The sequence below is a fragment of the Novibacillus thermophilus genome (assembly GCF_002005165.1).
Lineage (GTDB): Bacteria > Bacillota > Bacilli > Thermoactinomycetales > Novibacillaceae > Novibacillus > Novibacillus thermophilus.
This window is the reverse complement of the sequence record NZ_CP019699.1, coordinates 817,822-837,904: the sequence shown is the minus strand read 5'-3', so window position 1 is coordinate 837,904 and position 20,083 is coordinate 817,822. Positions and strand designations below refer to the sequence as shown.

Here is a 20,083-nt window from a genome sequence, read left to right as displayed (position 1 = left end):
AGGTGTCTCTTATTATGATAACGAATAACAGACTGAACAATCAACTACCAAAAGAAGTAAAAGCTATATTTGATGAACTTGAAATCTTAAAATATTTAAGGAAAGTGGGAATTAACAAGGGTTTCGGTTATTCCTGCGCCTATTTATTCCAGCTAGTTTTTAGTTTGGTTTTTGAAGGCAAAAATTTGTTTCGACTTCTTCAAAGTAAAAAAGCTAAAGATTTGCCGGAAAAAAACGCTATTTATCGCTTCTTAAATAACCCTCAATACAATTGGCGCAGGTTTTTACTTGTTTTGAGTACTTTCACCATTATGAAGGTAAGTAGTTTAACGAGACACGACCGTCCGAAAGTGCTGATCGTGGACGACTCATCTTATGAACGAAATCGCAGTAAAAAGGTTGAACTGCTTGCTCGCTGTTTCGATCATTCTTCTCAAAAAATGCGTTATTACAAAGGATTTCGTATGCTTACACTCGGCTGGTCAGATGGTGCTACATTTTTGCCTATTGATTTTGCTTTATTAAGCTCTACGAATTCCCAAATCAATGGGATTGATAACCGAATCGATAAGCGTACATCCGGTTATAAGCGGCGTGTCGAAGCTTTACAAAAAGCGCCGGAAGTTATTCCCAATATGATTAAACGGGCACTTTCTCAAGGAATCGATGCCTCATACGTTTTAATGGATACATGGTTTACCCAACAGCCTTTGATCAAGTCCATTGTGGATCAAGGGTTGGATGTTATTGGAATGGTGAAGGATACAAAACAAAGATATCAAGTGAACGGTGAATGGGTGAGCCTAAAAAAACTATACCAAACAGCTAAACCATCACAACATCAAAAGGGTATTTTGCGCTCTATTCACACAACGATGGCAAATGGCGTACCTGTTAAAGTGGTATTTATCCGTAATCGTAATAAAAAGAGACAGTGGCTAGCTATTTTGAGTACAGACTGTACTTTATCGGATCAAGAAATCATTCGTATTTATGGGATACGTTGGGATATTGAAGTATTCTTCAAAACAGTCAAATCCTTATTGAAACTCCAAAAAGAGTTCCAAGGAAGATCTTATGATTCCATGATCAGCCATACCACTATTGTGTTTACAAGGTACATTGTTTTGTCTTGGCAAAACCGAGTAAGTACAGATTATCGAACATTAGGCGGCATTTTTTATGAACTTTGTGATGAAATCGATGAACTAGATTGGGCCTTTGCACTTCAACTACTCATTGAAATTCTTGAAGATGCACTTCAAAATGTAAATCAAAAGATTAAAAAATTCATCGAAAGTCAATTACGTAAATGGATTGTAGTTTTGCCTAATTATATCAAGGCTTATTTACCAAAATTGAGCTGCGAAAGTTGAGTTACTAACAATTGATTTATTTCCCCAAACTGGGAATATACGTGGATAAAGGCGGAACATATGTGATAACCAATAATGCGACGAGCATCGACAATAGTATGGGGACCATCGCTTTTGAAATGGTTTCAAACGGCACTTTTCCAATACCTGTGGCAACGAACAAGTTCACACCTAGCGGTGGCGTCACAAACCCGATGGCGAGATTGGTCACCAAAATCACACCAAAATGAATTGGATCAATTCCAACACCCGTGACGACAGGCAACAGAATAGGGGTTAAAATGATAATAGCCGATATTGTGTCGATAAACATGCCGACAATTAATAAAAACAAATTAACGATAATCATAATCATAATTGGGCTATCAGAAATGCCTGTTATAAAATCGGCGATGACGGAAGGCACTCTTTCCCGAGTCATGAGATAGGCAAACGATATCGAAAAACCGATGATAATGACTGTTGCAGCATTCGTTAAAGCAGCTGAAGCTATACTCCGGTATAAACCTTTCCAAGTAAACTCTTTGTAAACGAATACACCTATAATGAAAGCATAAACTGCTGCAATAGCTGCTGATTCAGTCGCGGAAAATAACCCACTGTAAATGCCGCCCAAAATGATGACGGGTATCAATAAAGCTAACTTCGCTTCATTAATGGCTTGTAATACATCCTTGAAAGTCGGTCTCATGCCAGATCCGACGTAATGATTTTTCTTCGCGGTCACGTATGAAACGATAAGCAAACATAAGCCGAGGACTAGACCAGGAACGAGGCCTGCCAAGAACATTGCCCCGATGGACACACTTCCTACCACCCCGTACATGACAAACGGGATACTGGGTGGGATTAAGACACCGAGTGAACCGGCTGCCGCTGTAATTGCTGCAGCAAACCCTGGAGCGTAATGACGATGTTTCATTTCCGGTATCATAAATGATCCAATGGCTGCAACAGTGGCAGGACCTGACCCTGATATCGCAGCAAAAAACATACTTGCCACTACGGTGGCCATCGCCAGGCCTCCAACGATGTATCCGACTAACACATTAGCTAAATTTAATAATCTTTTGGAAATACCGCCCCCGCTCATTAATTCCCCGGCGAGAATAAAAAGGGGGATGGCCAGTAAAGGATACGAATCTAGAGAGGCAAACGCCTTTTGAACGATGATGTCAGGTGATAAATCCGTTGTGAATACGATCGTAATTAGCGAAGATAAACCGAGGGATAACGCAATCGGTACACCGATGAAAACCAATAGAAAAAAAGCAGCAAACAAGACTAAGGTGACCACATGAAAGCCTCCTCATATCGGAAACAAACTGAAGTGTAAATCGTAAATTATTTTTCACCCTTGAACAGAAAATAAATTTGTTGAACCAAACGGATCGCCATTAACAACCCCGCCAAAGGGATCGCAATATAGGCCATCCACATCGGTAGTTGCATAGCGGCACTTGTCTGTCCGCTATCCATCATACGGAAAACAAAGTTCATCCCCGAAATGGCTAAAAATACAGCAAACCCAAACCAACACAACAATGCCAATAGGTTTAAGTAAAGCACAATTTTTTTCGGGAACTTTTTCACTACAATATCTACCCGGACGTGGTTCCCCTTACGAATGGCAAGACTGGCCCCTATCCATATTTGCCAAATATGGAGATAGCGAGCCAGTTCTGAGCCCCAGCTTACCGCAGAATTAAATAGTAATCTGGAAGAAGACTGGGCAAAGATGACGACGACCATAACGGTCATCGTCAAAACGAGAATCACTTCTTCGATGTGCTCATCTAACAGCTTCTTCCAGTTCACTTTTCCAACACTCATAACTTACAGTCATCCCCTCAAAAAAAGCTGAAAATTATTTCTGATACGAACGCGCAAGCTCAAGGATTTCGGCGCCGATTTCTTCCTCAAAACTGGAGTACACCGGTTCCAGTGCCTCAATAAACGTATTCCGTTGTTCTGGGGTTAGTTCATTAATTTCCATGTTTTCATTAATCACTTCCAAACCTTCGTCATCTTGTTGTCTGGCAAGGCCACGTTGGTAATCTAGAGCTTCTAGTGCAGCATCTTGAACAACGCCTTGTAATTCCTCAGGTAATTGAGTGAAAAAGTTATCGTTTATGAAAGCTACCGTCGCAGTATACGAATGGTTGCTTACCGTCAAGTAATCTTGTACCTCATAAAACTTCATCTGATGGATCAAGTTGAGCGGGTTGTCCATCCCATCGAATACATTTTGTTGTAACGCACTGTATAATTCCCCAAACGCAAACGGTTCAGCTGTAGCACCTAATGCATTAAACGTCTCGATTTGTACTTGGTTTTCCATCGTACGTATTTTTAGTCCGTTAAAGTCTTCCGGCTTTTCGATCGGATGTTGGCTGTTCGTAAATTGCCTCATTCCCGTTTCACCGTAGCCCAAACCTCTTAAACCGACATCAGGTAGAAGATCCAGCAACTTTTGTCCTAGTTCGCCGTCTAACGCTTCATAAGCTGTCTCATGATCAGAGAATAAAAACGGTAAATCTAAAGCCAAAAATTCGCTCTTAAACCCTGCAACAGGCGCTGATGCCGTCACTGTCATCTCTATCAAACCAGCTTGAACGGCTTCGATAGCTTCCCGTTCAGAAGCGTAAAGCTGACCGTTTGGATAAATCTCAACCTCAATTTGTCCATCTGAATTTGTTTCCACAAGTTCTTCAAACTTTTCCATTCCTAAATGAGTGGACCCCGTTTCAGGAACAGTGTGTGCGACTGATATCTTATACTTTTCTGACGATGTGTTTTCTTCGGACGGCGCGTCGGACTCTTGACTGCTTTCACTAGCTGACTGGCCACATGCACTTAACCACGCTACTAACAATAGCACCAATATTAATTTAGAAAATAAAACCCTGCATTTTTTCATGCCCTTGTTCCTCCCGTTTTTTTCTTAAATCCCTATTGATACATACTGAGTTTCCAGGAACGCCTCAATCCCCTCATGTCCCCCTTCTCTGCCGATACCGCTCTCCTTCATCCCTCCGAATGGAATTTGGGCGGCAGAAGGAGTCCCGTCATTCCAACCAACGATGCCAAAGTCCAGTTGTTCAATGACGCGCGTTCCCCTGGCTACATTTTCTGTAAAGACATATGCCGCTAAACCATACGGTGTATCATTGGCCAACGCGATCACCTCCTCCTCAGATTCAAATTTCTGAATGGGTGCGACAGGGCCAAACGTCTCTTCCTCCATCACGATCATGGTTTTATTGACATCTTTCAAAACGGTGGGCGTATAATAAATGCCGCCTCCTTCATTCAAGATTTTTTCTCCTCCCGTTACAAGTGCAGCCCCTTTATGAAGGGCATCTTGGACGTGATGTTCGACTTTTTCCAATGCCGCGTGATTAATTAAAGGACCGATATCCACTTCTTCTCCCATCCCATTACCAACTGTCAATTGATTCACGCTATCGGCAAATTTCTCCAAAAATGATTCGTATATTCCCGACTGAACATATATGCGGTTACCACAAATGCACGTTTGTCCGGTATTTCTAAACTTCGAAGCGATGACAGCTTTTACAGCAACATCTAAATTAGCATCATCAAAGACAATCATCGGGGCATGCCCACCGAGTTCCAGGGACAACCGCTTGACTTGATCGGCACTCTGTCTGATCAACGTTTTCCCAACTTCAGTCGAACCAGTAAACGTAATTTTACGGACTTTTCTGTTTTCCATGATGGCTTTCCCAATCTTGGAGGAGGATCCCGTCACAAGGTTGACGACGCCCTTGGGGAAACCAGCTTGCTCACACAGTTCTAACAGTTTAACGGCTGTTAAAGGGCTTTCACTCGAAGGTTTAACAACGACCGTACACCCCGCCGCAAGGGCTGGTCCCATTTTGCGCGTGAGCATGGCAGCCGGAAAGTTCCACGGGGTAATAGCCGCCACAACTCCGACCGGTTTCTTCCAAACGTTAAGTCGTTTATTTTGCACATGTGACGGAACCGTTTCTCCGTACACCCGCTTGCTTTCTTCGGCAAACCACTCAATAAATGTTGCAGCGTATTCCACTTCCCCCCTTGACTCTTTGATCGGTTTTCCCATCTCTAATGTCATCGTTTGAGCTAATTCTTCTTTGTTTTCCAGAATCAACTGGTGAAATTTCTTTAAGAAAGTCGCTCTCTCATATGCCGTCGCTTGCGACCAGCTGGGGAAGGCTTCATCTGCAGCTTCAATGGCTTGCGCCGCTTCTTCATAACCACCGGAAGGAACGGTTCCTACCACTTCTCCAGTCGCAGGGTTCACGACTTTGAACGTATCGAGTTTATCGCCCACCCATTCACCATTAATAAACATTAACGCTTTTTTCACTGTTTTCACCCCATCTTGAAATTCATGTACTCAAATACGAACACCGCACCACTCAATAACCGACAACGCAATAATTTCAGCACATTCAAAAATATTATCCAGTTCTACATATTCATCAGTGAAATGGGCCATGTGCGTGGTACCCGGACCGAATATGACTGAAGGGATATCGGCCACAGTCGTCAACAAGCCGCCATCCGTTCCCCACGTCGACCCTTCCATTTTCGGATCTTCTTTTGTTACGTTTTTAAAGTTCTGGGTGAGTACACCAAGGAACGGGTGCTCTAAATCAATACCACCTGGCGGTAAGCGCAGTCCAGGCCATTCCACTTGTACAGGGTGCTCGGTAAACCAACTGTCGATTTGGTCTAATGTAGCCATGCATTGCATAAATTCTTGTTTGGCCGCGTCGATCGTTTCGCCAGGTGCAATTCCATATCTGCCTTCAATGATCGCTCTATCCGGCACGGCAGAAGGGAAATAACCGCTGTCAAATCTTCCAATATTGATCGGAATGGGGATCGGATTGTCAGCATACATTGGATCTGTTATGCGGTCATTCCGCCTTTTCTCAAGTTTCATGATTTCGTTAAAAACGATCCAACCTTTTTCAATAGCACTGACACCCTCGTACCGGGTCCCGCCGTGCGCCGACTGTCCGTCAACTGTGACCCGGAACCAGACAGAACCCTGCTGCTTCGGGAATATGCGCATTTCACTAGGTTCTGGAATTAAGGCCACATCCGCGCGATATCCCCTTTCGATACAAGCCAGCGTCCCCGATCCTCCACTTTCTTCTTCTATGACACTTTGAAAAATGACGTCTCCTTTCAACGGGATACCGAGATTACATAAGGCTTCAAACGCAATCAATATCGCCAAATTGCCGCCTTTCATATCGGTTGATCCTCGACCGTACAATTTCCCGTCCTTGATTTCTCCCGAATACGGTTCAACTGTCCACGTATTCCGGTCACCTTCAGGGACGACATCGACGTGTCCGTTGAGAATGATCGATTTTCCGCCACCTGTCCCTTTAATGACCGAAACGACATTCGGGCTTCCTGTAAAGTCTGCACGAGTCGAATTGAAATAAGGATGTTGTGACAATCTGCTGTAATCCGGCTCCCAAATATCCACTTCACATCCCTGGGATTTCAAACGCTCCGCCAACAGTTGTTGGGCTCCCAACTCGTTGCCGACTGTGCTTGGTTGCTGCACGAGTTTCTGCAAAAAGGCAATGTAATCTTCCCGATGCTCTTTTATATAATCCTTTATCTTTTGATGAAACATCGCGTCGTAACACCCCATCACCGGTTTAGTTTAATTGCAAAGCGAGGGCAGTTTCTATCGATTCTTCCAGAATACTTAATCCTTCCTCCAATTCGTCGTCTGTAATGACGAGCGGCATTAACAGGCGGATCACGTTGTCAAACACCCCAGCTTTTAGAACGATAAGACCTCGTGTATAAGCTTCTTGTAAAATGCGGTTACACAATTCCTTATGAGGCTCTTTGCTTTTCCTGTCTTTAACGAGCTCAAGAGCACACATAGCGCCCAGCCCTCTCACATCACCGATGACATCGAAACGGTCGTACATCGCTTTAAATTTACGCATCACTTTTTCCCCGATCTCCGTGGCTCGCTCATTCATCTTTTCCTGCTCCATCGCTTCCAGCACAGCGAGACCGGCCCGACATCCGAGGGGGCTGCCGCAGTAAGTGCCACCCAATTCGCCAGAACCTGCCTGGTCCATCACTTCTCTTCGACCGATGACGCCGCTGATCGGTAAGCCAGCGGCCATTGATTTAGAGATGGTGATCAAATCTGGTTCAATTCCGTAATGCTCCACGGCAAAGTACCGTCCCGTACGTCCGAACCCGGTTTGAATTTCATCGGCAATGAACAAAATGCCATACTTTTTACAACGTTCGTACACTTCCTGCACAAATTGTTTTCCAGGGATGATAAAGCCGCCTTCCCCTTGCACGGGTTCCATGATGACAGCTGCTACCAGATTAGGGTCAACCTCACGTAAAAAAAAGTCGTCTAACTGATCGAGCACAAATCGGATGTACTCCTCTTCATTCATATTTTCTGGGCGGCGGTACGCGTATGGGAAGGGTGCCCGATAAATCTCTGGTGCAAACGGACCAAACTCGTGCTTGTAAGGCTTTACTTTTCCAGTCAAAGACATCGCCATTAAGGTGCGACCATGAAAACCGCCAGTGAAGGAAACAACGGCGTTTCTTTTCGTGAATTTGCGGGCGATCTTTACCGCATTTTCAACTGCCTCCGCCCCACTGTTGAAAAACATGACTTTTTTCTCACAATTACCAGGAGAGATGGCAGCCATCTTCTCCGCGAGCTGGATATACGGATCGTACATCATCACATTAAATCCTGTGTGTATGTAGCGATCAATTTGGTCATGGAGTGCTTCGACTACCGAATCGTGACAATGCCCAATATTTATCGTACCGATCGCTCCAGCAAAATCGATGAACGTATTACCGTCGACATCATGAAGAATGGCCCCCTTTGCTGACTGGACAAACGTCGGCACCCCGTAACTAACTGCGTCCGGAACGATATTCAGCCTTCTCTTCAGCCATTCCTTCGCCTTTGGACCAGGCAGTTCAGTTTGAACGTTCGCAAATTTCCTTTCTCCCATATTGATACATCCTCCTCTTATCTAGACTTTGATTTTGTTTACAAGTTGAGCAGTTGTTCTTCGACATACTCAATGTGCTGTCGAACCGCTTTGTCAATGATGTTGGAATCCCGTGTTAAGAGGGCGTCCAACAACTCCCTGTGCTCTTCGTAAAACGACTCGTGACTCGAGTAATACTGATCAAGGTGGGCGAGAAATGTTCTAATTTGGACATGGATGGAGTCGTATATACTGATAAGTCGTGAGTTTCCGCAAACTTTTACAATGTAGTGGTGAAATTGCATGTCAAGATCAAACAGGTCACTCCAATTTTTTTCTGTTGTCTTCACTTTCATGCGTTCAAGTATTTTTTCAAGGTCTTCTATGTGTTTTTCCTCTAACCGAGGCAACGCACGTTTAAACGCATAGGTCTCCAGCAATGTCCTCAGTTCCAAAATTTCTTGTCGATCCTCAGCAGAAAACTCGGTGACGTAAGTTCCCTTTCTCGTCTTGCTCTTAACGAGACCTTCATGCTCGAGAATCATGAGCGCTTCTCTTACTGAACTGCGACTGACTTCAAACCTTTCAGCCAACTCACTTTCAAGCAAACGCTCACCAAACTGAATGTCCCGGTTCCATATACCGCGGCGTAATTGGTCGGCAATAAATTGGCTGAGAGATTTGTGGACAAGCGGTTGATCCATCGAATTTCTTCCCCTCATCTGTACAAGTCGTACGCTTATACGGTAATACGTCGATTGTCGACAATCGACTAAATTTAGCATATACGCTTTATTTTTTATTGTCAACCATTTTTTAATTTTTTAAGCACGTATTCCTGAAACAGAAGGGCTTACCGGGAAAAGGGAGTTTAAATTGATGAAAAAATCGGCCATATTCATCAACGGTTCACGCGGCAGAACGGTTGTCGAAGATTTAATCGATGCTTTAGATAAAGAAGAAATACTTGCTGCTGGATTAGACGTATACAAACAAGAACCCGTTGATCCGCTCAATCCGCTCTTAAAGATGCAAAATGTGGTCACAACACCCCACATCGGTTCTTCTACACATGAAACGGAATTGAAAATGTCTCAGCTAGCAGCCAAAAATCTTGAAGCGGGTTTAAACGGAATTAAACCACCGAATCTTATTAACGCCGATGTCTGGGTGGACTGAGGACTTACGTATGAACCCGGTTTAAAGCAGTAAATACGACGTTGTTTCGAAGTCACAGAAAAACCCAATACCTTAGCGGTACTGGGTTTTGGCTTGCACATGTTTAGACGTTTTCGCCACATAAAGAATTCCTAAACCTTTCGCTGTCTTTACGAACCGTTATCTTCCGTTTCAGTGCTTTCAGCTTCATTACCTTCCGTGCCGTTGACATCTTCCGTTCCAGCGTCCTCCGTCGTCGTGTCTTCCGTTTCCGTCGGTTCTGTTGTCGCATCGTCCTCCGAAGACTGACCACAACCCGCGAGTAACGCTAGCGACAAACCGGCAACAGTTACAATCTTGGCAATGTTTTTAATCACGATGAGCAACCTCCTTAAATAAAGTTGTTTCTTTTTTACGGTGTGTTCAAAAGGATTCTTTCTAATTTTTGAACCACCACTGATACTATTCTAAAGGTGGGAGGGGCTCTTTGTGTTAATATGGTGTAAAAATTCGTTAATTGTTGTATTAATTTTATTGTTCAAGCCCGAGCACAACTATTCCAACAGCCTCAGTCCGGCCGCGCCAACGATGATGCAACAGAGAAAGAACAGGCGCTTCCAGTCGGCCGACTCTTTGAAAAACAGAATGCCCATTAGCACGGCTCCCGCCGCACCGAGTCCGGTCCAGACCGCATAGGCAGTCCCCATCGGAATGTCCCGCATTGCGAGGGACAAAAAAGCGAATCCGGAACTGAACGTCAAACAGATGAGCAAAACCCGTCCGAATGACCTCTTTTGTAAATAGAGGTTGATGCTCATGACTCCGAATATTTCTCCCAAGCTGGCGATAACGAGAAAAATCCAGGCCACATTATTTGCCTCCCTCATCTGACGATTCAGCTTTGCGTTCCTTTTCGTCTGTCGTGAACTTAATACCGATCACCCCCGTGATTATAAGGGCGATAAACAGAACCTTCCCCACCGAATAAGGCGCATCAAACACCACAAAGTCCAGAGTGACAATCGCTGCAGCACCCAACCCGGTAAACACGGCATACACGGTCCCGGACGGCAGTTTTTCACTCGATTTAATAATAAAGTAAAAACTGAACACAATGGCAATGGCCGTTCCGATCCATTCCCAAATCGTGCTGGAGTACCTTAACCCGATCACCCAAAAAACTTCCACGACAGCCGCCAACAGGACGTAAAACCACGCCATCCCTTTCTCTCCTTCTGCTGTATGCATATGATACTGTATCCTTTCCACGATGCAAAAACCCTTGTGAAGAAAGCGTCATGGTAAAGCGCAGCTTTTTTTATGTGACAGTCACACAAGTGAAGGTATCTCTTTTAGACGCTAATGTATCACAAGACCCACCGCTTGAACAGGGTATCGGAAGATCAAAATGGCGAAAAAAAAGCGACGCACTGTTGCCAGTGCGTCCCGGGGAGTACGTCTCCCCGAACAGGCCATCATCTCCACCTTTTGAGTTCAGATGATTGGCGATGACGATAATCTGTTCGCCGTTGAATTCAAATTCTGCCGCTAGTGGTTTACGGGAGTCGGTAAACGCTTCGTTTGTCGGATCGATGCACCCTGGGTTAAGCGAGAGCCCGTTTTCATCGACACCGACTGGCGCCGTCGCGTCACCTTTCGGCTTTTCTGTTAACGAGACTCGGTCAGGATTGTATAAAAAACGACCCGGATGTTCCCGCCCGGTTGTCCGCCGTCCTGTTTGTTTTCTGGCGCAATGCCGGTAAATGCATAGGTTGGACCGCCTGCTATGTAACGACAGGGTGGCCATCCCATCTCTTTCGTTTCACATTATAGAGAGTAAAACAACTCCGTTGGTGAACGGGGTGTAAAAGTAGTGTTAATAAACAGGTGAAAGTAGACAAAAATGTTGTTCACTCAGGCCTTGCATCCAATAAGTCGTCATTGCGACCACTGTAGGTTTACAGCCTTCTATGTTCTTCCTTGTTTTTCAAACACAAACAAGGTAGGATTCAAACCCTTCAAACTCAACAGATAAGATTTCAGACAGTAAAGATCTAACCGCTCTGCTTCCCAAAACAATTGATTGGCACTGTCAGACAAAATAACGGCTCTCCCGTTCGGCTTCAGGACTCTCCAGATTTCATGCATCATTTGGTGATTAAACAACTGTAAATCCCCATCGGGAGAAATTTGTCTCCCAAACGGAAGATTCGTAACAACTTTATCGACACAACCGTCTGAAAAAGGCAATTTCCGCGCATCCCACACATGCACTACCACTTCCAAACCGTCGAGATTACTTTTGGCTATCTTCGTGATTTCGTCAGATATATCTCCACCTACTATCTCATCGGCAGGGTACGCACCTCGTTCAGACAAAATGGTTCCTGACCCACAACAAGGATCTACAAAAACATCTGTCGATGCGGGTTCTGACAGCCACACCATTGCGTGAGCGACAGGAGGGCGTAAGGACGCAGGAGAGAACCGTCGCCTCTGATTGCGGAAGCGAAACGTAGCCTTTGTCAACCGAAGTGAAAAAATCACGTGATGGTGTTCAACGTCGATTCTGAATTCTATCTGATGATTTCGAGACGTTCCGATCTTCCAATCAGGGTAACGCTTATGTATCCCCTCTATTGCTTCTTTGGCGACTTCAAAACGACTGTAGGTTTGTTTTCCTTTACGGCTCGCATTGACCCAAAATGCATCTTTACGGCCCATAAAACCTAAATCCAATTGAGATATGCGTTCCCGGACCTGTGACAAATGCTTTTTGTGTGGACCAATTTGAAATTGATCAAGGACTTGAAACAAGTTATCTGCAGACCTTAAAGAATTGAAGCAGGTAAAGGACTCAGCAGCGGTAAAGAAAACCTTCCCTCTGTTTATTTGAATGACTTCAGAATCAATCAGTTTGTGGTTTATTTCATCTGACAAAACGTCTTCTAATCCAGGCAGTACGCTCGCAAAATAAAGTGTCACACTAACGCCTCCGATTTTTGAACCCCGTTTAGAAAACACAAAAAAGCCGTGCATGAACCGTGTCAGGATCCATCACGACCTCATGCTAAGCTTATGGTTCATTGTCGGTTGACACTTGAATTTCCACGACAAATGCATCCCATCTATCAAGGTTTTTTCAAGTAACATTGTGATTCGATTTGTTATTGCCGAATAACTGTCAAGAACACTGTCATCATCGTGAATAGAACAGCTCCACCCATTTAATATTACTGCTATCTTAAAACACCGTATTTTAAAAATCAAATGACCAGAGTTGACGGTCAGGTTTAACAGAACTATCGAAAGATAGCGTGAATTTTCTATAATACCTTAAACAAATTTAAGATGTTTTAACAACATACGAGGTGATTAACTTAATTTTTGAATTTTTGCCAAACCCTTTGAAGTTGTATACATCACAAAAAGCGACGCTTTGCTTATCGTTTAGTATCAAAGTGCCATTTACAGAGCCGGTGTTTCCGTGTGTGATGATGTTGTGAATATGCATTTGTTGGACCTCACGATCTTTCATTTGATTCAGGGCTGTCTCAAAATCACCTTTTCCCCGAATCCTCTTATCACCGACGATATGCCAAACAACGTCATCCGCGACACAATCAACACAGAATCGTATGTCACTTTTGGCAAAAGCGATTGTAAGGTCCTTAAGCAGCCTCTTTTTAGGAGAGTTTCCACAATTCTCCGCGCATTCTACCTGTATGTTTTCAGAATGAGCCGTCACCGATATCTTCTCCTTTTTCCGGTAATGTATTGCGTATGAGCTGAGTCCTTATACTGTTGTTTGACATTATTGTTTCAAATTCCACCATTTTCGTAAACATATGACAAAATTTTCAAACACATGATCCCGACGTTTCAATCGAGGCTACGAATGAGCTCTGTCGGGTTTTACGATCAAAAAAGTCATTTAGGTACGTTCTTCGCCTATTTGACCGGGACCCAGATTTCAGTTTTGGCTGTGGGGCTGGACGGGTCAGGGCTTTGATATACTTCCAGGGACGGTGCACTGCTATGTGCATAATCGTTGGACGGAAACCACTCTGAATATATTTTTTTCCATGTCTCCGGAACCACAACGGTTACAGGTCCCACAGCTTCAAAAACCGCCCATTTTACGGAAGATACTTCGTACCTGTCGAATCCATCAGGTGTATTCCCTTTGAATTCAGTGCCTATCCAATACTCAATCTCATTGCCCCTTTCGTCATAATCCACTGTCGCCCCAATTAAACCCTTTATCTGGCCATCGTTCAAGCCTAACAATCGGTCAATGGTGCCGTCCTGGCCAATCTGAGCCCAAAAACGACTGATCTCTTTAGTCTGATCGAATTTTTCGTTACATTCAAACGACTTCTTCACCCCTACGATCTGGAAGGCATCTCGTTCTATCAGACGATAATGCATCGGTTCGGCTCCTTTCAAATTCACTTGTATCGTCAGGCGGTTATACGATTGCAAGCTTCCCATTCTTCTACGCGCTTCGCTGGGCGTCAGCCCGTGTTGCCTGTAGAAGGCTTTGGCAAAGGATTCAGGTGTTTGATATCCATATTTATAGGCAAGGTCAATGACTTTTGTATCGCTGTTCAATAACTCTTGAGCTGCTTTAGTCAGGCGGCGCCTCCTCAAGTATTCTGCAACAGTGACATCCGTCAGAATGACAAAAGTGCGTTGAAAATGATGAGGAGACAGATGTGCTTGTTTGGCAATATCTTTGATGGTGATGTCGTCTAACAGATGGTCTTCCATGTATTCAATCGCTTTTTGTAATGATTTTACTAATGACATACGGATCACTCCTTTACAACGATGTTACCAGCCAGCTTGACAATTTGCCTGTCATTTTGAGCTCTTGTCGGACAGTTGATGTGCCTACCCGTCACCCAACAAAACGTTCGGAATTAGAGATACCATTATTGAATCCAAGAAGCTCAACCATTTGCGACTTTCTAAAATCATTGACATCATAATCGCCATCAGTCACATGTTTCTGCGATAAATCAGAATTCCTAGGGCATAACTCGCAAAAACTAAACTCATCCACACTGTCATCGTCGCTTTAATGTTTTCTACCGATGGATTGGAGAACTCAAAGTATAATAGATGGAAGGCAAAGCCCAGAAAAATAAAAACGAAAGCAATTTGAGCGGCTTTGGCAAGAATGGCGCTGCCCCTCTCATCCTTGCCTTCAGTCGTTGAGAACCCGATATACACTCCGATACTGCTCACGCCAATGAGTGTGAAAACAATATAAAGGATGATCATCGTTTCTCGTTCCCTCCTTTCTTTTCATAAGTAAAAATGTCTTCGATTTTTTTCCCGTATAGTTGAGAAATTTCAAACGCTAATATGAGCGACGGATTGTATTTGTTGGCTTCAAGGGCGTGCACCGTCTGCCTCGTCACGCCAAGTTGTTCTGCGACATACTTCTGCGTCCATTTCCTTTCAGCCCTTAACACGTGTAAGTTGTTGCGCAAAGTCCCTTTTCTTGTTTTCAAACTCTTCCCTCCGCGCATGAAAATGTAAAAAGTATATTACATATGTAATATACTTTTTACACCTCTTGTCTGTCAAGTTTTTTAACTTTTTTGTATTTTACTGCAAAAAACAAGGGCACATCTTGAACCTTCGTGCGGAACACGGTCTCCCATTGATCCTCATCCAAGAAACTGATTGATCAACTCCGATATGACGATCACCATCAGGATTCCCCAACGTAAGCACCTGCACAAACTAACAGGGTATTCCAGATCAAAGATCCACATGAAAACACTCCAGGTTCCATACTTTTGAAACCAATCAGACGCTTTTTGTATATCCAACGGAGATACACGAAAGTATTTCTCCCCTTTTCGAAACAAATAATTGTATTTTTTCCACTTCAAATCTTACTGCACCGCGTGATTTGCAAGCAGATTTGTTTTTTTGGATCAAATTCTTATAGCACCCGCACCAACACGCGGTCACCTTTTTTCACGTTTTCTATCGACATTGGAAGGTGTAAAGGTTCAATCTCCTGTCAAATTGTTTCGTTGGATTTCAACCCCAGTCACAATGATTTTAAACATGATTCGGTACAGCGGATGAATGAGTATCAAGAAAAGGTGGCTACAACAAAGCTTACATACCATTTAACGGACGGGGAATGATCGTTCTATTGGTTAACGTGTAAACTGCCGATATATATGGCTCAAGTGAAAAAAGTTAAAAAAAAAAAAAAAACGTTACAAAATTAGCCAAACTTGCACCTAAACACATGGAGGCTCTATAAAAAAGCGCTTTTCCTCTTTTTGGAAAAGCACCCTAACAGTTGATTTTATAGGCTTTATCGTGGCGCGCCCGGTAGGATTCGAACCTACGACACCCAGATTCGAAGTCTGGTGCTCTATCCCCTGAGCTACGGGCGCCCATTCGCATTGGACGTTATCCCGTTTAGTAAAACGTCGACCACCATCCCGATTTCTGTTTCTTCATGCTCACGCTGCATGACATCGGGGATGAAGTGTTTGAGCATCACATAACCTAATACGTTGGAAATAACAGTCCGAACAATCACATAAGCCGGGATGTCCCGGCGCAGCTGGCCGGTCTCTTGCTTCGATTTAACGACTTCCTCAATAATTTTATACACTTTATTCGCCACATAATAGTTGATGGCCTGCCATATTTCTGGATGATACTGGGACTCCCGTACGATAACTTTCACGAGCGGCCAATTGTCGTCGAAAAGTTGTACCCTGTCGTGGATTAATGCTTTCAACAGTTCATTTAACGGTTTTTCGCTGTTTACGATCTCCTTCAACGTTTGCTTAATGGCTGGTGTAGCAGCTTTTGCCAGAGCAGGTACCACAATATTAAGAAATAGCCCTTTTTTCGTCTTGAAATGTTTAAAAATAGTCGCTTCCGCCACATTAGCTCTTTGGGCAATTTCATTTGTCGAAACCCCATTATAGCCTTTCTCTGCAAACATTTCAAGACTCACTTCCAAAATGCGGCGCTGTTTCTCCGTCATTTGGTTGTGTGGCTTAAGGATGTCGTCAAATAGTTGGTCAATTCGTTGTTTTTTTTGATCGCGTTGGTCCACTATCGGTTCACGTCCTCTCGCATCACGTGTACGAAGATATCTTCTAATGAATGTAACTGGACGGGAAGCCCCTTCCGCAATGTGTCGAGCGTCCCTTCGGCCACAATTCGCCCCGCATTCATCAAGGCGATCCGGTCACAATGTTCCGCTTCGTCCATATAGTGCGTCGTCACGACAATCGACATCCCGTCTGCGGCGAGACGGTACAACCACTTCCACACTTTTCGGCGGGCTAAAGGGTCGACGCCACTCGTCGGCTCGTCCAAAAACAGCAACTTCGGAGCGTGGACGAGGGCACATGCAAAGGCCACTCGTTGACGCACGCCACTGCTCAGAGAGTATACCACTTTATCCTTAAAAGTGTAAACGTCGAATTGTTCCGATAACTCCCGCGCTCGAGTTTCGGGCTTTTCGATTCCGTATAGGCGAGCGTAAAACGCGATATTTTCACTTACGGTAAGGTCCTGGTACAAAGAAAACTTTTGTGACATGTAGCCAATGGACTGCTTGATTCGGTTTCGCTCTCTCACGAGATCATGTCCGAAAATCGTTCCTGTTCCCGATGTAGGATCCAGTAAGCCGCACATAATTTTTATTAACGTCGTTTTTCCTGCTCCGTTCGCTCCCAGCAAGCCGTAAACGGTTCCCTTTTCGATAGAAAGGGTGACATCGTCGACAGCGGTGAAGTGTCCAAACTGTTTACGAATGTGATGCAGATGAATCATCCCGAGTACCCTCCCCTTTTTCCACGAGTGCGATAAAGACATCCTCCATCGACGGTTTACGCTCCTCTACGACGCCTCGGTACTCCGCTTGACATTTCCACTTCTCCAACGATTCTTGAGCCTTTTGTTCGTCATCGACAGCTAACACCGTATCATTTCCTCGGGCATACACATTCACAATCCCGGGGCGTTCAGTCAAAAGCTCAAGTTCCATTCGCCGTTTACCGCTGTCCGGCAGCGCCCACAATGTGTAAGGAAATGTACAGCGGAGCTCCTTTGGGCTGCCGTACCGAATCTTCTCACCTTCGTGCAACAAAAGTACACGGTCACACCGTTCCGCTTCGTCCAAATACTGGGTGGAAACGAGAACCGCTACCCCGTCCTGTCGCACTTTCCCGATTAACTCCCACAACTCCCGCCGGGAAACGGGATCGACCCCGTTCGTCAGTTCATCAAAAACAACAAACTCCGGCCAGTGCAGCAGGGAGACTGCCAGACTCAACTTTTGCTTCATTCCACCTGACAAATCTTCAGCCAAGTGGTTGCGAAAGGGGGCAAGACCCGTAAATTCGAGTAGTTCATCTATGCGCTTTTTAAGGGTCCCTCTACTCAACCCGTTCAATGTTCCGAAAAACGACATGTTTTCTTCAAGACTCATTTCGCCGTATAAACTAAACTGCTGCGGTACATAACCGAGTCGAGTGCCGGGATTTAGGTGCACACGACCGGCAGACGGCTTCAACAAACCGACAACGGAGCGAAGCAAACTCGTCTTTCCCGCTCCATCTGCACCCACTACGCCAAGGACGGTTCCCCGATCTAAATCAAAAGACACGTCCGACAACGCGCGTTCACGCTCGTACTGGACACTTAATGCTTCAACATAGAGTAACGTCATCCCCTTCTCACCCCAACTTCCGGCGAAATCTTAAACTGGCGATCAGTATGACGAATACAGCTAATCCGGTTAGAATGAGTGCTGGCTGTACGAACGCCGCCATTTCCGTCCCTTTTAAGAAAACGCCGCGGCTTATGGGCACGTAATACGTGAGCGGCATTAAATAAGAGATCCAGCGTATCCCCCACGGGATGGCCTCCAGGGGAAATACAAAACCGGAGAGAATAAACTGTGGCACAAGTGTAAAGATGGCCAGCTGCATTGCTTGTTGTTGTGTTTCTGAAACGGTCGACACGAGCAGTCCAATCCCTAAACTGCAGACGAGGAAAGCAAGTGACACAGCAAAAAACGGAAGGACGTCTCCTTTGAACGGGACATCGAACCACCAGACCCCGATGGCAAACACCACCAAAAAGTCGACAAGGGCAATCAATACGTACGGTAACACTTTACCGAGCATCAGTTCAAACGATGACAGCGGTGATACCGCAAGTTGTTCCAGCGTTCCGCGTTCCTTTTCCTTCACGATGCCTAAAGCTGTCATGAGCGTCGTAATGAAAATGAGCACGAGACCGACCAGTCCCGGGATCATGAAGTGGACCGTCTTCATGTCGGGATTGTACAAAATGTCCACTTCCGGCTGCACCTCGGACATGTTGGGGAAGATCTCCATCACCTGTTCTATCCGATTGTCCAGGTTATCCTGTATCTGTTCTTGTAACCCTCTTTTTAAACTTTCGTGAAAATGGGGCAACTGTTCAGCAGGAATTTCACGGGTCAACTCTTGAAACTGAGGAAGTTGACCAACATCAACCTCCATACTTCCACCAGTCTCAGTCATGGTTTCCCGCACATCTGATTTAACCGCCTCAAAGTGATCTTGCTGGACATCTCCCCATGCCTCTTGAAAATAGCGGACGAATGATTGGGAGGAAAACAGTTCGCTTCCGTCCACCCAAACAAGGGGTTTACTTTTGGCAGACAGCCATTCATAGTTTTTTGGTATGATGACAGCTGCATCGATTTCTCCGTCTTCCATCGCTTCCTTCGCCAGGTTGCGCGACCAATTGGTCCCTATCAATTGAAAATGTTCGTTTTTCTGTAAGTGATCCCACAACTTCCTGCTTGACTCATTATCGGCCTCATCGATCCATGCGACCCGCAGTTCTTCAATGTCAAAGTTAACAGCATATCCAAATGCGACGAGCCACAGCACCGGCAATATGATCAACATGGCCAACGTTCTGCGATCGCGCTTGAGTTGAATAAACTCCTTCTTGACCAATGCCCATAATCGCTTCCCCATCTCCGTCACTCCATCAACAGCGTCTTCAATAGTGAGTACTCACTTACTAATAACAGAGTAAAAGACACTGATCTGAATGTCAAGAAGATTTTATAGTGATTACTCACTCTCCTGCTGTTCGCGAACCACGACACATGTCCCCATGCGACATATTTTTCATGTCGTCACCCATCGCGTTCCTGGTGTTGATCGACGTTTGGATTTATCTTAACATGAGAGAAAGATCTGCCTAAAAAACACTCCATCAGACGCACTTACCGCTACGTTAAGTACAACGCTAATCGCTTGTCAGAGTAGTCATTTTGACGCACTCCGCCCATAAGTATATGTCGCAATCAGATCAAGAAAAGACATGAAACACCATCCAATACGTGAACAAGCCTATTCATCCCGAGACTGGGAACATGAGTGGGTTCGTGCGAGGTGCACTCTGTGAGTACAGGACGTTTTGCCTTGATTGGCAACGGATTTTCCGTTCTTTTAA

The 20,083-nt window shown here is 44.7% G+C and carries 20 protein-coding genes, 1 tRNA gene and 2 pseudogenes; 2 read left to right on the top strand and 21 right to left on the bottom strand.

All coding sequences use genetic code 11. The annotated features are described in order from the left end of the window. The first annotated feature begins 14 nt into the window (after positions 1-14). The gene (locus B0W44_RS04105; protein WP_077718657.1) at positions 15-1,376 is read left to right on the top strand and encodes an IS4 family transposase; all 1,362 of its coding nucleotides are present in this window, start codon (positions 15-17) and stop codon (positions 1,374-1,376) included. Between the two features lie 16 nt (positions 1,377-1,392). On the opposite strand, the gene B0W44_RS04100 is transcribed toward B0W44_RS04105, so the two are convergent. The 7 genes from B0W44_RS04100 to B0W44_RS04070 are packed head-to-tail and all read right to left on the bottom strand — an operon-like array spanning position 1,393 to position 9,108. Beyond that, entirely contained in the window at positions 1,393-2,673 is a 1,281-nt protein-coding gene (locus B0W44_RS04100) for a TRAP transporter large permease (protein ID WP_077718897.1), read from the bottom strand. A gap of 47 nt (positions 2,674-2,720) precedes the next feature. After that, complete coding sequence (locus tag B0W44_RS04095; protein WP_228441503.1) at positions 2,721-3,209, bottom strand: TRAP transporter small permease; 489 nt, start codon at positions 3,207-3,209, stop codon at positions 2,721-2,723. Positions 3,210-3,243: 34 nt separating this feature from the next. Next, positions 3,244-4,296, bottom strand: a complete 1,053-nt coding sequence (locus tag B0W44_RS04090) for a DctP family TRAP transporter solute-binding subunit (protein ID WP_077718896.1) — start codon at positions 4,294-4,296, stop codon at positions 3,244-3,246. 24 nt (positions 4,297-4,320) lie between these two features. Next, positions 4,321-5,751, bottom strand: a complete 1,431-nt coding sequence (locus B0W44_RS04085; RefSeq protein WP_269466623.1) for an NAD-dependent succinate-semialdehyde dehydrogenase — start codon at positions 5,749-5,751, stop codon at positions 4,321-4,323. Positions 5,752-5,781: 30 nt separating this feature from the next. Continuing rightward, the gene (locus B0W44_RS04080; RefSeq protein ID WP_149026924.1) at positions 5,782-7,044 is read right to left on the bottom strand and encodes a peptidase; all 1,263 of its coding nucleotides are present in this window, start codon (positions 7,042-7,044) and stop codon (positions 5,782-5,784) included. A 25-nt stretch (positions 7,045-7,069) separates the two neighbouring features. Then, positions 7,070-8,425 (bottom strand): 4-aminobutyrate--2-oxoglutarate transaminase, encoded by a 1,356-nt coding sequence (gene gabT, locus B0W44_RS04075; RefSeq protein ID WP_077718894.1) that lies wholly within the window; start codon positions 8,423-8,425, stop codon positions 7,070-7,072. 38 nt (positions 8,426-8,463) lie between these two features. Further along, the gene (locus tag B0W44_RS04070; RefSeq protein ID WP_228441501.1) at positions 8,464-9,108 is read right to left on the bottom strand and encodes a GntR family transcriptional regulator; all 645 of its coding nucleotides are present in this window, start codon (positions 9,106-9,108) and stop codon (positions 8,464-8,466) included. Positions 9,109-9,241: 133 nt separating this feature from the next. Here B0W44_RS04070 and B0W44_RS04065 point away from each other — a divergent pair. After that, a pseudogene (locus B0W44_RS04065) lies at positions 9,242-9,583 on the top strand (NAD(P)-dependent oxidoreductase); the annotation flags it as partial. A 149-nt stretch (positions 9,584-9,732) separates the two neighbouring features. On the opposite strand, the gene B0W44_RS04060 reads toward B0W44_RS04065, so the two are convergent. The 14 genes and pseudogenes from B0W44_RS04060 to B0W44_RS03990 all read right to left on the bottom strand — a co-directional run bounded on the left by B0W44_RS04060 (position 9,733) and on the right by B0W44_RS03990 (position 19,599). Further along, a complete protein-coding gene (locus B0W44_RS04060) occupies positions 9,733-9,939 on the bottom strand; it encodes a hypothetical protein (RefSeq protein WP_077718891.1) in 207 nt (68 codons plus the stop codon). Positions 9,940-10,116: 177 nt separating this feature from the next. Then, the gene (locus B0W44_RS04055) at positions 10,117-10,431 is read right to left on the bottom strand and encodes a DMT family transporter (protein WP_077718890.1); all 315 of its coding nucleotides are present in this window, start codon (positions 10,429-10,431) and stop codon (positions 10,117-10,119) included. A 1-nt stretch (position 10,432) separates the two neighbouring features. Beyond that, on the bottom strand, positions 10,433-10,783 hold the full coding sequence (locus tag B0W44_RS04050; RefSeq protein WP_077718889.1) for a DMT family transporter: 351 nt from the start codon (positions 10,781-10,783) through the stop codon (positions 10,433-10,435). A 226-nt stretch (positions 10,784-11,009) separates the two neighbouring features. Next, positions 11,010-11,344, bottom strand: a pseudogene (locus tag B0W44_RS04045) (DUF6359 domain-containing protein); the annotation flags it as partial. A gap of 186 nt (positions 11,345-11,530) precedes the next feature. Next, positions 11,531-12,547, bottom strand: a complete 1,017-nt coding sequence (locus B0W44_RS04040; RefSeq protein WP_169835412.1) for an EmtA family 23S rRNA (guanine(2470)) methyltransferase — start codon at positions 12,545-12,547, stop codon at positions 11,531-11,533. A 361-nt stretch (positions 12,548-12,908) separates the two neighbouring features. Next, positions 12,909-13,310, bottom strand: coding sequence for a nuclear transport factor 2 family protein (locus B0W44_RS04035; protein ID WP_169835411.1), 402 nt, complete (start codon positions 13,308-13,310; stop codon positions 12,909-12,911). A 203-nt stretch (positions 13,311-13,513) separates the two neighbouring features. Then, positions 13,514-14,374, bottom strand: a complete 861-nt coding sequence (locus tag B0W44_RS04030) for an AraC family transcriptional regulator (protein WP_077718886.1) — start codon at positions 14,372-14,374, stop codon at positions 13,514-13,516. A gap of 192 nt (positions 14,375-14,566) precedes the next feature. After that, entirely contained in the window at positions 14,567-14,851 is a 285-nt protein-coding gene (locus B0W44_RS04025; RefSeq protein WP_077718885.1) for a DUF2178 domain-containing protein, read from the bottom strand. Further along, positions 14,848-15,084 carry a helix-turn-helix transcriptional regulator gene (locus B0W44_RS04020; protein WP_228441498.1) on the bottom strand — a complete coding sequence of 79 codons (237 nt, stop codon included), beginning with the start codon at positions 15,082-15,084 and terminating at the stop codon, positions 14,848-14,850. Before B0W44_RS04020 ends, B0W44_RS04025 begins: the two co-directional genes overlap by 4 nt. 833 nt (positions 15,085-15,917) lie before the next feature. Next, a tRNA-Arg gene (locus B0W44_RS04010) sits at positions 15,918-15,993 on the bottom strand. Further along, positions 15,984-16,670 carry a TetR/AcrR family transcriptional regulator gene (locus B0W44_RS04005; protein ID WP_077718882.1) on the bottom strand — a complete coding sequence of 229 codons (687 nt, stop codon included), beginning with the start codon at positions 16,668-16,670 and terminating at the stop codon, positions 15,984-15,986. The genes B0W44_RS04010 and B0W44_RS04005 overlap by 10 nt, the downstream gene beginning before the upstream one ends. After that, complete coding sequence (locus B0W44_RS04000) at positions 16,670-17,395, bottom strand: ABC transporter ATP-binding protein (RefSeq protein WP_077718881.1); 726 nt, start codon at positions 17,393-17,395, stop codon at positions 16,670-16,672. Before B0W44_RS04000 ends, B0W44_RS04005 begins: the two co-directional genes overlap by 1 nt. Next, positions 17,370-18,293, bottom strand: a complete 924-nt coding sequence (locus B0W44_RS03995; RefSeq protein ID WP_077718880.1) for an ABC transporter ATP-binding protein — start codon at positions 18,291-18,293, stop codon at positions 17,370-17,372. Before B0W44_RS03995 ends, B0W44_RS04000 begins: the two co-directional genes overlap by 26 nt. 7 nt (positions 18,294-18,300) lie before the next feature. Continuing rightward, on the bottom strand, positions 18,301-19,599 hold the full coding sequence (locus B0W44_RS03990; RefSeq protein WP_077718879.1) for an ABC transporter permease: 1,299 nt from the start codon (positions 19,597-19,599) through the stop codon (positions 18,301-18,303). Positions 19,600-20,083: the final 484 nt, after the last annotated feature.

Coding starts and splice junctions, on each gene's coding strand:
- gabT (WP_077718894.1), bottom strand. CDS start 8,425: ATGGGAGAAAGGAAATTTGCGAACGTTCAAACTGAACTGCCTGGTCCA.
- B0W44_RS04050 (WP_077718889.1), bottom strand. CDS start 10,783: ATGGCGTGGTTTTACGTCCTGTTGGCGGCTGTCGTGGAAGTTTTTTGG.
- B0W44_RS04030 (WP_077718886.1), bottom strand. CDS start 14,374: ATGTCATTAGTAAAATCATTACAAAAAGCGATTGAATACATGGAAGAC.
- B0W44_RS03995 (WP_077718880.1), bottom strand. CDS start 18,293: ATGACGTTACTCTATGTTGAAGCATTAAGTGTCCAGTACGAGCGTGAA.
- B0W44_RS04080 (WP_149026924.1), bottom strand. CDS start 7,044: ATGTTTCATCAAAAGATAAAGGATTATATAAAAGAGCATCGGGAAGAT.
- B0W44_RS04000 (WP_077718881.1), bottom strand. CDS start 17,395: ATGATTCATCTGCATCACATTCGTAAACAGTTTGGACACTTCACCGCT.
- B0W44_RS04105 (WP_077718657.1), top strand. CDS start 15: ATGATAACGAATAACAGACTGAACAATCAACTACCAAAAGAAGTAAAA.
- B0W44_RS04095 (WP_228441503.1), bottom strand. CDS start 3,209: ATGAGTGTTGGAAAAGTGAACTGGAAGAAGCTGTTAGATGAGCACATC.
- B0W44_RS04025 (WP_077718885.1), bottom strand. CDS start 14,851: ATGATCATCCTTTATATTGTTTTCACACTCATTGGCGTGAGCAGTATC.
- B0W44_RS04070 (WP_228441501.1), bottom strand. CDS start 9,108: ATGGATCAACCGCTTGTCCACAAATCTCTCAGCCAATTTATTGCCGAC.
- B0W44_RS04090 (WP_077718896.1), bottom strand. CDS start 4,296: ATGAAAAAATGCAGGGTTTTATTTTCTAAATTAATATTGGTGCTATTG.
- B0W44_RS03990 (WP_077718879.1), bottom strand. CDS start 19,599: ATGGGGAAGCGATTATGGGCATTGGTCAAGAAGGAGTTTATTCAACTC.